The sequence below is a fragment of the Streptomyces sp. NPDC007875 genome, assembly GCF_042868035.1.
Lineage (GTDB): Bacteria > Actinomycetota > Actinomycetes > Streptomycetales > Streptomycetaceae > Streptomyces > Streptomyces antimycoticus.
The window spans coordinates 86,738-99,754 of the sequence record NZ_JBIADZ010000007.1 but is presented as its reverse complement, the minus strand read 5'-3'; the positions used below and the strand labels follow the sequence as shown (position 1 = coordinate 99,754).

Annotated in this window: 9 protein-coding genes; 8 read left to right on the top strand and 1 reads right to left on the bottom strand. The window is 72.9% G+C overall.

Annotated features, from left to right (window positions below; translation table 11 throughout):
* Positions 1 to 20 precede the first annotated feature (20 nt).
* The 8 genes from ACFYOY_RS16625 to ACFYOY_RS16590 all read left to right on the top strand — a co-directional run bounded on the left by ACFYOY_RS16625 (position 21) and on the right by ACFYOY_RS16590 (position 11,669).
* Positions 21 to 1,031 (top strand): BadF/BadG/BcrA/BcrD ATPase family protein, encoded by a 1,011-nt coding sequence (locus ACFYOY_RS16625; protein WP_351883064.1) that lies wholly within the window; start codon positions 21 to 23, stop codon positions 1,029 to 1,031.
* Between the two features lie 134 nt (positions 1,032 to 1,165).
* Positions 1,166 to 2,575 carry a hypothetical protein gene (locus tag ACFYOY_RS16620; RefSeq protein ID WP_351882364.1) on the top strand — a complete coding sequence of 470 codons (1,410 nt, stop codon included), beginning with the start codon at positions 1,166 to 1,168 and terminating at the stop codon, positions 2,573 to 2,575.
* Between the two features lie 20 nt (positions 2,576 to 2,595).
* Positions 2,596 to 3,615 (top strand): glutamate ABC transporter substrate-binding protein, encoded by a 1,020-nt coding sequence (locus ACFYOY_RS16615; RefSeq protein WP_388587693.1) that lies wholly within the window; start codon positions 2,596 to 2,598, stop codon positions 3,613 to 3,615.
* A gap of 128 nt (positions 3,616 to 3,743) precedes the next feature.
* On the top strand, positions 3,744 to 5,069 hold the full coding sequence (locus tag ACFYOY_RS16610) for a hypothetical protein (RefSeq protein ID WP_351882360.1): 1,326 nt from the start codon (positions 3,744 to 3,746) through the stop codon (positions 5,067 to 5,069).
* Positions 5,066 to 7,645, top strand: coding sequence for a tetratricopeptide repeat protein (locus ACFYOY_RS16605; RefSeq protein ID WP_351882358.1), 2,580 nt, complete (start codon positions 5,066 to 5,068; stop codon positions 7,643 to 7,645). The genes ACFYOY_RS16610 and ACFYOY_RS16605 overlap by 4 nt, the downstream gene beginning before the upstream one ends.
* A 3-nt stretch (positions 7,646 to 7,648) precedes the next feature.
* Positions 7,649 to 9,004, top strand: coding sequence for a PP2C family serine/threonine-protein phosphatase (locus ACFYOY_RS16600; RefSeq protein WP_351882356.1), 1,356 nt, complete (start codon positions 7,649 to 7,651; stop codon positions 9,002 to 9,004).
* 22 nt (positions 9,005 to 9,026) lie between these two features.
* Positions 9,027 to 10,451 carry a VWA domain-containing protein gene (locus ACFYOY_RS16595; RefSeq protein WP_351882354.1) on the top strand — a complete coding sequence of 475 codons (1,425 nt, stop codon included), beginning with the start codon at positions 9,027 to 9,029 and terminating at the stop codon, positions 10,449 to 10,451.
* Positions 10,452 to 10,520: 69 nt separating this feature from the next.
* Positions 10,521 to 11,669 (top strand): FHA domain-containing protein, encoded by a 1,149-nt coding sequence (locus ACFYOY_RS16590; protein ID WP_351882352.1) that lies wholly within the window; start codon positions 10,521 to 10,523, stop codon positions 11,667 to 11,669.
* Positions 11,670 to 11,760: 91 nt separating this feature from the next.
* On the opposite strand, the gene ACFYOY_RS16585 is transcribed toward ACFYOY_RS16590, so the two are convergent.
* Positions 11,761 to 12,957 (bottom strand): methyltransferase domain-containing protein, encoded by a 1,197-nt coding sequence (locus tag ACFYOY_RS16585; RefSeq protein ID WP_388587969.1) that lies wholly within the window; start codon positions 12,955 to 12,957, stop codon positions 11,761 to 11,763.
* Positions 12,958 to 13,017 lie beyond the last annotated feature (60 nt).

Below are 13,017 nucleotides of genomic sequence, written 5' to 3'. Positions count from 1 at the left end.
CCGCCCCGGAGCGGTCGGTCCTGGCGATCGACGCGGGCAACAGCAAGACCGATGTCGCGCTCGTCGGCCCGGACGGCTCCGTCCTCGGCACGGCCCGCGGCGGCGGCTTCCGGCCGCCCGTCGTGGGCGCCGAGGCCGCGGTCGGATCGCTCGCGCCCCTGGTGGAGGAGGCGGCGCGGCAGGCGGGCGGATCCGGTCCACTGCGCGCGGGGCATATCTCGGCATGCCTGGCCAACGCCGATCTGCCCAGCGAGGAGGAGGAGCTGACGGGCGTACTGGCCGATCGCGGCTGGGGCGCCACCGTCACGGTCGCCAACGACACCTTCGCCCTGCTGCGGGCCGGGGTCGCCGACGACGGCGAGCCGACCGGCGTCTCCGTGGTCTGCGGCGCGGGCATCAACTGCGCCGGGATCGGTCACGGCGGCCGGGTCGCCCGCTTCCCCGCCATCGGCCGGATCTCCGGCGACTGGGGCGGCGGGGGCTATCTGTCGGAGGAGGCGCTGTGGTGGGCGGCGCGCGCGGAGGACGGCCGCGGCGAGCCGACCGAGCTGGCCCGCGCCCTGCCCGCGCAGTTCGGCCTGACCACCATGTACGAGCTGATCGAGGCGCTGCATCTGGGCCGGCTGGACGCGGCCCGGCGGCATGAGCTGACGCCGGTGCTCTTCACGGTGGCCGACGCCGGCGACGAGATCGCCCGCGCGATCGTCGACCGCCAGGCGGAGGAGGTGGTGACCATGGCCACGGTCGCCCTCGGCCGCCTCGATCTGCTGGGCGAGGAGACGCCGGTCGTGCTGGGTGGCGGGGTGCTCGCGGCCCGCCACCCGCTGCTGGACGACCGGATCCGCGAACTGCTGGCGGAGCGCGCCCCGAAGGCCGAGCCGCGGGTGGTCACCGCACCGCCGGTGCTGGGCGCCGCGCTGCTGGGCCTGGACCGCACCGGCGCGCCCGAAGCGGCGTACGCCCGGTTGCGCGCGCACTACGCCCCAGCTGATGACGCGGAAAGTGGAACCGAAAGTCCGTCCGAAGCGTAATGAAAAGGGGAGGGAAGATCGCGATCCGAACAAGATCCAGGCTCGACCGGTGACCTCTCCTGGCGCCGCGGTCCATACTGCTGCGACACCGACCGCGACACCAACTACGGAATCCGGGCCAAGGGGGAGGTCTTGTGTCATACCCGCCGACCACCGGCAGAGCCGCGCCGCCACCCGCGCCCGCGGCCCCGCCGCGGACCGCGTGGCGTGAAGGGCTCGACCGGGCACGGGCGGCGGCGACGACCGAGCCCGGCCGGCTGCGCGTCATCGGGGCGGTGCTGGCCACGCTGGTGGTCGCGTTCGGCGCGGTCACGGCCTGGCAGGTCTCCGACCGGCAGACCGCGGCGGACGCCGTGGCCGAGCGCAGCCAGCCGCTGAGCGCCGACGCGGCGCAGATCTACCGCTCCCTGGCCGACGCGGACACCACGGCGACCAGGGGCTTCCTGGCAGGCGGCCAGGAGCCCGCCCAGGTCCGCAAGCGCTATGTGCAGGACATCGACACCGCCTCCAAGCTGCTGGTGAGCGCCGCCGCCAATACCGGAGGCTCGGTCTCCGCCCGCGAGGAGATACGGAAGATCAACCAGCTGCTGCCGGTCTACACCGGTCTGGTCGACTCCGCGCGCGCCAACAACCGCCAGGGGCTGCCGCTGGGCGGCGCCTATCTGCGCTACGCCAACGACACCATGCGCAGCCGGCTGCTGCCCGCCGCGGGCAGGCTCTACCAGGCGGAGACCGCCCGTCTCGGGGAGGACTACGAGGACGCCGAGGCATGGCCGTGGGTGGCGATCGGCACCGGCCTGGTCGCCCTGGGCGCGCTGGGGTGGGCCCAGCGCCGCCACTACCAGCGGACGAACCGGGTGCTCAACCACGGCATGCTCGCCGCCACGGCCGCCTCCACGGTGGTGATGCTGTGGCTGGTGGTCGGCCATGCGGTCGCCAGCACCGAGCTCAGCGACTCCAACGATCACGGGGCGAAGTCTCTCCAGGTGCTCAACGAGGCGCGGATCGACTCCCTGCGGGCCCGTGCCGACGAGAATCTGACCCTGGTGGCGCGCGGCGCGGTCGTCGTCGACGAGGACGGCGCCAACAAGGGCAAGGACGCCTACGAGGTCAGCTACGGCTCGCGGATGTCCGCGCTCGTCGGAGAGTCATCCGGTGGCCGTCCCTCGGAGGGCAGCCTGCTGGACAAGGCGCGCGCCCTCGCGGACGACGACGCGGGCCGTGAGCCGCTGGAGAAGGCCGCCGACCGGGTCAAGGAGTGGCAGGTGCGGCACAAGGCCGCCCGCACCGCCGATGACGGGGGCGACTACAAGACGGCGCTGACCAAGGTGATCGGCGCCAAGGACAGCACCGGCGAGTCCTTCGACGCGGTGGACAGCAAGCTGGCCGAGGCCCTCGACCACGAGCAGCGGGAGTTCCAGCAGGCCGCCGACGACGGACGCGGCGCGTTCACCGCCATGGCTCTGGGCGCCGGGGTGCTGGCCGTGCTGGGAGCCGGGGGCGCGGTGCTGGGCATAGGCCGCAGACTGTCGGAGTACCGATGAGGACGATGGGGGGCGGAAGCATGCGATCGCTGCGATCGGCCGCCGCGGTGACGGTATGCGCCCTGGGCGTGGCCACGGCCATCGCGGTGCCGGCGATGATGGACGACGGCGGCGACGGCGGCAGCAAGGGCGGTGCGCAGCGCCCGCAGACGATGCGGGCCGGCGCCGAGGCCGAGGCCGCGGCGGACAGCTGCCGCAATCCCGAGGCGAGCCTGCGCCCGTCCAGCGCCAGCGGCCCGGCCATCAAGCGGATCAAGAACCGTGAGGTCAACGGCCATAAGCTGAACAAGCTGATCGCCGGCGTCGACCAGAACAGCTACCGCTGGGGATACCGCGATCCGGCCACCGGCGACCTCACCGGCTTCGACATCGACCTGGTGCGCGCCATAGCCGAGGACATATTCGGCGATCCGGACGCGGTCATCTTCCGCACCATCCCCACCAGTCAGCGCATCAAGGCCCTGCAACAGGGCAAGGTGGACGTCGTGGTGCGCACCATGACCATCAACTGCGACCGGATCAAGGACGTCGCGTTCTCCACCGCGTACTTCCAGGCCGGGCAGCAGGTGCTGGTCGCCGACGACTCGTCCATCACCGGCTACAACACGACCCTGCGCGGCAAGAAGGTCTGCACCGCGCAGGGTTCGACCGCCGAGGCCGAGCTGGACAAGCCGGACACCGGGGCCGAGCATCTGGGCGCGATCAAGGTCAAGCCCGTTCCCAACCAGCTGGATTGCCTGGTCAGGCTGCAACTCGGCCAGGTGGACGCGGTGATCACCGACAATGCGCTGGCGGCCGGCCAGGCGGCCCAGGACCCCTCCGTCAAGCTGGTCGGCTCGCGATTCACCGATGAGCTCTACGGCGTGGCGATGAACAAGGACGACGACGACCTGGTACGCCGGGTCAACAAGGTTCTGGAGAACTACCGCCAGGGCGGTGCCGGCAGCCCCTGGATGCAGGCCTACCAGAAGTGGCTCGCCAAGGACTTCAGCACGGCACAGGAGAATCCGGCACCACCCGCCCCCGAATACAGGGACTAGCGCCGGACCCGGACACATCGGGTACAAGCAAGGATCACGGACCGGCAAGGATTAGCACCCGCCTCACACGCGTAGGGATGACGCTGCAGACGGATCACACAACGGTTACGGACATGGAGAGGTGATCGATGGGGGTCCCGGGACCCTTCCCCAGCTTCGCGGGGGCACCCGACGGCCCGGTCATGGGCCGTGAGGAGGTGGACCGCGCGCTGGCGAAGCTCGCCGCCGAACACGAGGCGATCGAGTCCTCGCTGCTCGCCCTCCAGGACCACGCGGGCAGAAGGCTTCTCGAGGGCGCCGAGCTCACGGGCGTCACCAAGGACCGGTGGTCCACCACCGAGCAGGCCATCTCCCTCCTGTGGAGCTACTTCGACGCGTACTCCGAGGCCCTCACCCGCGCCCGTGAGCTGCGCTCCCGTCACCGCTGGCCGACGCAGGAAGAGCTGACCGAGCTCACCGAGCTGCTGTGCGGCACCGCGATCACCCTGCCCAGCAGCGCCACCCTCGGCGGCTCTCCCCTGCTCAGCGAGGAGTTGAGCCTGGACCGGCTGGTCGACCGGATGAACCGCTGGTACGCGGAGGCTCTTGGCGTCATCGTCAGCGCCGACGCCGTATGGTCCGCGCTGCCCGCCCGGATCGACATGCTCTCCGCCGAGCTGCACCGCACCCGTTCGCTCGCCCACTCGGTCGGAGTGCGCCCCGGTGAGCATCCCTCGGGGGACGACCTGGAGCAGATCACCGCCGAGCTGACCGCGCTGCGCGCCGAAGTGGTCTCCGACCCGCTGGCCTTCTGGAAACCCGCCGGCGGCAGCTCCGCGCCCGGCGGCGGCAGCCCCGACACCCAGCGCTATGACCGCTCCGCCCGCGCCCTGGAGGATGTGCGACGGGAGATCGAGGCGGTCCTGGATGTGCGGCAGGACGCCGAGCGGCGGCTGATGCGGCTGCGGGATGTGCTCTCCCGCGCCGATCGCACCCTGGCCGAGGCGCGCCAGGCGCGCGGTGAGGTGCTCGCGAAGATCGCGGCGTCGGAGGTTCCGGCCGTCAGCGGCCCGCCGACCGCGCTGCACGAGCAGCTGGTCGCCGCCGCCGACTACCGCAGGCGCTCCCAGTGGCACCGGCTCTCGCCGCTGCTGGAGAGCCTGGAGCAGCGCGCCGACGACGAATTGCTGCGGGCCCGCGAGTCGTTGACCGCGGTCACCGCGCCGCTGGCGGTCCGCGCCGAGCTGCGCGGCCGTCTCGACGCGTACAAGGCGAAGGTCGCCCGCCACGGCATGGCGGAGGATTCGATGCTGGTGGAGCGGTATGACGTGGCCCGCCGGATGCTGTGGAGCGCCCCGTGTGATCTGCGGGCGGCCGAGCAGGCCGTGCTGCGCTATCAGCAGGCGGCGGCCGAGGCCCTGGTGCCACGCCAGACGGGCCCGGCCGACGAAGGTATCGAGGGAGGCACGAAATGACTGCGGCGGTCGCCGCCTGCCAGCGGCGTGACTGCGGCGGGTCCTACGAGGACGTGGGCGGAGGTGAGCTGTACTGCGATGTCTGCGGTATGGCCCCGGTCGTCTCACCGCAGGGGTTGGTGGCCTCACCGCCCACCGGGATCACCGGGCAGGGCGGGCCGGTCGGGGGCTCCTCGTCGTCGGGCGGCGGATCCTCGTCGTCGGTCAGGGGCTCCTCCCTGTCGTCCGGCCGAGGCTCCTCCCCGTCCTCCGGCCGGGACTCCTCGTCCAGCGCCTCGAGCCGGTCGCGTTCGGCACGCTCCGCCTCGTCCCGGCGCTCGGTGTCCGGGCGGCTGTCCCGCTCCATGTCCGGGCGGTCCTCGTCGCGTTCGGTCTCGGTGCGCAGCTCCCGCTCCTTCACATCGGCCTCCTCGGGGCGGAACGCACTGGGCGCCGGCCTGGTCAGCATCCCGGATGTGCCGCGCCCCGATCCGCGGACGGCGGTGCTCGCGGACGCCGAGGTCCCCGAGCGGAAGCGGTTCTGCAGCCGCGGGGACTGCGGTGCCCCGGTGGGCCGCGCCCGCGGCGAACGGCCGGGCCGCACGGAGGGGTTCTGCACCAAATGCGGCCATCCGTACTCGTTCGTACCGAAGCTGAACCCCGGTGACATCGTCCACGGCCAGTACGAGGTCGCGGGCTGTCTGGCGCACGGCGGGCTCGGCTGGATCTATCTGGCCATCGACCGCGCGGTGTCGGACCGCTGGGTGGTCCTCAAGGGCCTGCTGGACACGGGCGACGAAGAGGCCCTGGCGGCCGCCGTCTCCGAGCGCCGCTTCCTCGCCGAGATCGAGCACTCCAACATCGTCCGGATCTACAACTTCGTCGAGCATCTCGACCAGCGCACCGGCAGCCTCGACGGCTACATCGTCATGGAGTACGTGGGCGGCAAGTCCCTGAAGGACATCGCCAACGCCCTCCGCACCACCGATGGCCGGCGCAATCCGCTGCCCGTCGAGCAGGCGTGCGCCTACGGCATCGAGGCCCTGGAGGCGCTCGGCCATCTGCACAGCCGCAATCTGCTCTACTGCGACTTCAAGGTCGACAACGCCATTCAGCAGCAGGACCAGCTCAAGCTGATCGACATGGGCGCGGTCCGGCGGATGGACGACCACGACAGCCCCATCTACGGAACGGTCGGCTACCAGGCCCCCGAGATCGCCGAGACCGGCCCGTCGGTCGCCTCCGATCTCTACACGGTGGCGCGCACCCTGGCCGTGCTCACCTTCGACTTCCAGGGCTATACGAACGTCTTCGTGGACAGCCTGCCGGATCCCGAGCACATCGAGGTCTTCCGGCGCTATGAATCCTTCTACCGGCTGCTGGTGCGGGCCACCGACCCGGACCCGGGACGCCGCTTCGCCTCCGCGCGGGAGATGGCCGACCAGCTGACCGGGGTGCTGCGGGAGGTCGTGGCGCTGCAGACCGGGCGGCCCCGGCCGGCCCTGTCCACCCTCTTCGGGCCCGAACCACGCGTCGTGGACACCGAGTTGTTCGCCGACGACGGCCAGGATCCGTCCCTGCTGGGCGCCCGGCCCATCGGCCGGCGCGCCACCGCGCCCGTCCCCGCGCAGCGGCCGCCGGGCCCCCTGGCCCTGCCGCTGCCCGCCATCGCCACCCTGGAAGGGGGAGCCACCGCGCTGGCGCTCCCGGTGCCGCTGGTGGACCCCGACGACCCCAACGCCGGATTCCTGGCCGGCCTGCTGGCCGCCGACCCCGCCGAGGTGAGCGCCGCGCTGCGGACCGCGCCCGTCGACTCGGTCGAGCTGCGGCTGCGCCGGGTGCGCGCCCAGCTGGAGCTGAGCCAGGAGCATGACGCGGGCGTCGCGCTCACCGGCCTGGAGGCCGCCTACAGCGACGACTGGCGGATCGTCTGGTACCGGGGGCTGCACGCGCTGGCCACCGGCGACCGCGAGACGGCCGCGCTCTCCTTCGACGCCGTCTACGACGCGTTCCCCGGTGAGCCCGCCCCGAAGCTGGCGCTCGGCGTCTGCGCCGAGGTCCTGGGCCAGTTGGACAACGCGGCGGAGTACTACCGCCTGGTGTGGGCCACCGACCCGAGCTTTGTGAGCGCCGCCTTCGGCCTCGCCCGGGTCCTGCTGTGCTCCGGGGACCGGGCGGGCGCGGTGCGGGCCCTGGAGTCGGTCCCGGAGTCCTCGATCCACTACACGGCGGCGCGGGTCGCCGCCGTACGGGCCCGGCTGCGCCAGCGCGTCCCGCACGACGCCCTGCTGGGCGATCTGGCGGCCTCGGCCGCCCAGGTCGAGCGGCTGGGCGAGTTCGGGCTGGACGCGGTGCGGCGCGAGCGGCTGCGTACGGAGGTCCTGGGCAGTGCCCTGGATTGGGTACTGTCCGGCAGCAGCGGGGCGCCCCCGGGACACAACCGGCCGCCTCTGCTCGGCAGCAGCCTGGACGAGCGCGGGCTGCGCTTCGGATTGGAGCGCTCGTACCGGGTACTCGCCAGACTCGCGCAGCGAGGCGAGGAGAGGATCGAACTGGTGGAGCGGGCCAACCGTTTCCGCCCCAGGACGTGGGTGTGATCGATGTCGCAGATGCCGCAGCCAGCCCAGCTGTCAGCCTGCCCGACCTGTGATGAGCCGCCGCAGGCGGGGGACAGATACTGCGATCAGTGCGGTGCCGATCTGACGGCGGCTGCCGCGCCGGCGGCGCAGACGCCCGGCGACCGGCCGGTGCCGCCGCAGTTGAACGGCGCGGCGTGGTCCCCCCATCCGGAGCCGGAGCCGGACGACTACGAGCTGGCTGCCCCGGACCCCGGCGGGTACGGGCAGCCGGCCGATCCACGGGCCGCCGGGACGCTCGGCGCGCCCGAGGCGGTGCCACCCACCGAGACCGGCACCCCCGCGGAGATCGACGCGGGGGCCAACGCGAGTACGCACACCAGCGCGGCGACCAGCACGGGCAGCGTGGCGGGCACCGGCACCGGGGTGGACCCCCGGCTGTCCGGCGGCGAGCACCGCGCCCGGTGCGCCGCGTGCCAGGAGGGCACCATCGACCAGGACGGATACTGCGAGCGCTGCGGGCACGCCCAGGCACGCGAACGCGACCATATGGAAAGCGAGTTGGAGGGCATCGCCGCGGCCACCGACCGAGGGCTGCGCCATCACCGCAATGAGGACGCGTTCACGGTGTCCGCCTCCGAGCTGCCCGACGGCTCACCGGTCATGGTCGCCGTGGTGTGCGACGGCGTCTCCTCGGCCACCCGCCCCGACGATGCCTCGGCCGCCGCGGCCCATGCGGCCGGTGAGGCGCTGCGGGCCTCGCTGCCGCGCGGCGCCCACCCCCAGCAGGCCATGAACGAGGCGATCGTCGCCGCCGCCGAGGCGGTCAACTCCCTGGCCCTGGACACCGGCGCGGCCGCTGCGCACCACGAGGGCCAGCGCCATCAGAACGCACCGGCCTGCACCATCGTCAGTGCCGTCGTCACCAGCGACATCCTCACCATCGGTTGGGTCGGCGACAGCCGCGCCTACTGGGTCCCCGACGACCGTACGGCCCCGCCCGCCCGGCTCACCGAGGACGACTCCTGGGCGGCCCAGATGGTGGCCGCGGGGCTGATGTCGGAGGCGGAGGCGTACGCGGACGAGCGCGCCCACGCCATCACCGGCTGGCTCGGGGCGGACGCCTATGAGCTGGAGCCGCACACCGCCTCCTACAAACCGGACCGGCCGGGCGTCGTGGTGGTGTGCACCGACGGGCTGTGGAACTACGCCGAATCGGCGGAGCAGATGGCCCGCGCGGTGCCGCCGGACGCCCGCTCCCGGCCGCTGAACAGCGCCCAGATCCTGGTCGGCCATGCCCTCGACGGCGGGGGCCACGACAACGTAACAGTGGCGGTCGTGCCGTTCCCCGCAGCCCCGGGCCGGGCAGGATCCGCCTGACGGTCGCCAAGGAGCGGATGATATGGCCCATTTCTCGACGCCCGACGCGCCGCGGTTCTCGGTCGAGGTCTATCAGAATGAGTACCTCCCCGAGGGAGGCCGCGAGGTGAACGCGATCATCACCGTCACCTCGTCCGGTGGCGGGGCCGCAGGAGGCCCGCCAATCCCCGCTCCCGCCGCCGCACTCGAGGCGTACGACGGCGTCCCCGAGACGTACGACGGCATCCCACGCGCGTACGACGGCGGGGGCGTCCCGGGCGGTGCCTCCGCCCGCGCGGCCGTGGTGATCATGGTGGACTGCTCCGGCTCGATGGACTATCCGCCGACGAAGATGCGCCACGCGCGGGAGGCGACCGCCGCCGCCATCGACACGGTGCGCGACGGTGTCGCCTTCTCCGTGGTGGCGGGCACCCATAAGGCGGTCGAGGTCTTCCCGGGCAACGGGCGGCTGGCCATCGCCGATCCGCTCAGCCGTGCCCAGGCCAAGGAGGCGCTGCGGAGCCTGAGTCCGGGCGGCGGCACCGCGATCGGCACCTGGCTGCTGCTGGCCGACCTGCTGCTCGGCTCCGCCGATGCCACGATCCGGCACGGCATTCTGCTCACCGACGGCCGGAACGAGCACGAGGAGCCGCAGCGGCTGCGGACGGTGCTCGACGCCTGCGCGGGCCGCTTCACCTGCGACGCCCGCGGCGTGGGCACCGACTGGGAGGTCGAGGAGGTCACCGGAATCGCCTCCGCCCTGCTCGGAACGGCCGATATCGTCGCCGATCCCGCCGGACTCTCCGCGGACTTCACGCGGATGATGGAGGCGGCGATGGGCAAGGAGATCGCCGACGTCAGCCTCCGGCTGTGGACTCCCAAGGGAGCCGAGGTGGCGTATGTGAAACAGGTCGCACCGACGGTCGAGGATCTGACCGCCCGCCGCGTCGAAGCCGGTCCGCGCACGGGCGACTATCCCACCGGGTCCTGGGGCGATGAGTCCCGCGACTACCACCTGTGTGTGAGGGTTCCGGCGGCGGAGGTCGGCCAGGAGATGCTCGCTGCCAGGATTTCCCTGGTCCAGCCGCCGCCCGAGGGAGTCGGCAGTCCGCCGAGCCCGCTGGCGCAGGGGCTGGTACGCGCGGTGTGGACGGCTGACCTGGCCGTCTCCACCGCGATGAATCCGCAGGTGGCGCACTATACGGGCCAAGCCGAACTGGCCCAGGTCATCCAACAGGGCATGAATGCCCGCAAGTCCGGCGATGCCGAACAAGCGACCGCGAAGCTGGGGCGTGCTGTACAGCTGGCGACCGCATCGGGGAACGAGGACACGGCGAAACTGCTTGCGAAGGTGGTGGACGTCCTCGATGTGGCGGCAGGTACTGTGCGACTGAAGGCGAAGGTCGCGGAGGCGGACGAGATGACACTCGAAACGCGCTCCACCAAGACAGTTCGCGTCAAGAAGTAGCACATAACCAGCACTCACGTAGCACTTCTCGGCAGAAACACCGAGAAAGCCACAAGAGGGGGATCCGACATGCCGACCTGTCCCAACGGCCACCACTCGGCGGCCGACGACTGGTGCGAGGTGTGTGGCCACCGGATGTCGGGGACACCCATGCCCTCCGGTGCCGTCTCGCCACCTCCGCCACAGCCCGCGCCGGGCGGCCACGGCGTGCCCGTGCCACCGGGCGGCTACGGGAGTCCGGGGCCGGGCGGCCCACCGCCGCCCGGCGGCGCGGGGGGCTACGGCTATCCGGCGCAGCAGCAGGAGCTGTGCCCGCAGTGCCGCACGCCGCGTGAGGCGCAGGCTCCGTTCTGCGAGGAGTGCCGGTTCAACTTCCAGACGCACACGCCTTCGCCGTACGGTCCGCCGCAGGGCGGTTACGCGCCACCGCAGCAGCCGGGGCCCGGAGTGCCGCATGTCCCGCACCCGGGGCAGGGCGGCCCCGGTCACTCCTCCGGTCCGGGGTTCGGCGGCGACAACGACTGGACGCTTCCGCCGCCGCAGCAGGGGGGCACGCCCCCGCACGGCGCACCGCAGCAGGGTGCCCCGGGTCATGGCCAGGGCGCGCCCCCGGCCGCGCCGCAGTACGGCTACGGCTACCCTCAGGCCCCCGCGCCCCCTGCCCAGCCGTACGGGAACGAGGGGTACGCCCCGCCCCAGCAGCAGGGGCCGGGCCACCAGCCGCCGCAGCAGCAGCACCCCGGCGCCCCGCAGCACTCGACGCCGCCCGGCGGCGCCCAGTTCGGCCAGGGCGGGGCTCCGTCGTCGGCGCCCGGCAACTGGATAGCCGTCGTCGCCCCGGACCGTGAGTACTTCATGGCGATGATGAACCGCAGCGGTCCGGAGGCCGCCGGCCTGAACCTCCCGGCCTACTCCCCCGAGCAGCAACTGCCGCTCAACGGCGGCCAGATCACCATCGGCCGGCGCCGCCACAGCACCGGTGAGGCCCCCCACATCGACCTCGGGCGCCCGCCCGAGGACCCGGGCGTCTCGCATCAGCACGCGCTCCTCGTCCAGCAGCCCGACGGCGTCTGGGCGGTCGTCGACCAGGACTCGACGAACGGGACGACGATCAACGGCGGCGAGGAGCCGATCCAGCCGTTCGTGCCGGTCCCGCTCCGGGACGGCGACCGCGTCCACGTCGGCGCCTGGACGACGATCACGGTGCGCCGGGGCTGAGACCAGGACGGGCGGGGCGGCCTGGAGGTCCGGGGCGGCGCCGCGCAGAGGCCAGAGGGCCAGAAGGCCAGAAGGGCAGAAGGGCTGAAGGCTAGAAGGGCTGAAGCCCGGGCTGAAGGCCGCTGGGAGGGCTCAGCGGCCAGCCGTAGGCGCCCTCCGGGTCGTCCAGCCAGGCCCATTGGCGCTCGCCCCGCACCGTCACCCCGTAGCGCTCCCGCCCCGGCCTGCCCTCGTGCTCCCACAGCGCGAGGGCGTCGACCGGCTCCATATGGCCCGCGGCCACGTTCAGCAGGAAGCGGAAGGAGTCGTCCAGCAGCGGCCGGGACGGCAGACCGTGCGTGGGCACCTGAGGCGGCGGGCCGCTGCCGCGCAGCGGAACGAAGTACGCGGGCATGGCCAGAAAATGCCCCTCCGCATGGCGGGCGTCCGCGACCCTGAGGGCGATCAGCCCGGTCGCGAGCGGCGTCAGGATCAGCGCGCCCGGCCGGCACTGGCCGAGCCATGCGGACGGGATGGACGCCACGGCGCAGGTGGCGATGATCCGGTCGTAGGGAGCGTGCAGCGGACAGCCGCGCGCTCCGTCGCCCGTGACGACCGCGGGGCGGAATCCGGCGGCGGCCAGATGGTTACGGGCGGCCTCGGTGATCTCCGGGTCGAGGTCGAGGGTCGTGACGTGGGTGTCGCCGAGCCGATGGGCCAGCAGCGCGGCGTTGTAGCCGGTACCCGCGCCGATCTCCAGCACCCGGTCCCCGTCCCGCACCTGAAGCGCCTGGAGCATCCGCGCCATGAGCGACGGCTGGCTGCTGGAGGTGATCAGCTCACCGTCGCGCACCCGCGTGGCGAGCGGGGCGTCCGCGTACGCGCCGGCCAGCCAGCGGGCCCGCCGCAGCGGGTGGGGGTCGTCGCGCCACAACCGGGTGTAGCCGACCGTCCCATGCGCCGCACCGGGCCTTCCTGCCCCTGCTGTCTCGCGGCCCGGCGCACCTGCCGCGTCCATGCCTGCCGCGCCTGCCGTAGCCGCCGTGCCCGCCGTAGCCGCCGTGCCCGCAGTGCCTGGCCCACCCGCCATGCCTGGCACACCCGCCGTGCCTGGCTCACCCGCCGCACGTGCCGCCGTGCCCGCCTCCCCCGCCTCGTAGTAGTAGGGCACGAAAAGGTGGCGCGGCACTTCCTCGAAGGCCGCCCGCCAGGCGGGGTCCGTGAGTCCACCGCCCGCCACGATCTCCCGGACCAGCCCGGCCCGTACCGCCGCGGCCTCCTCGGCGCACACATCGGCCTCCCGGCCCATACGCCTCCCACGCGCCACACGCTCCATGGCGTCCGGCGCACTGCGTGTGCCACCGCCCGT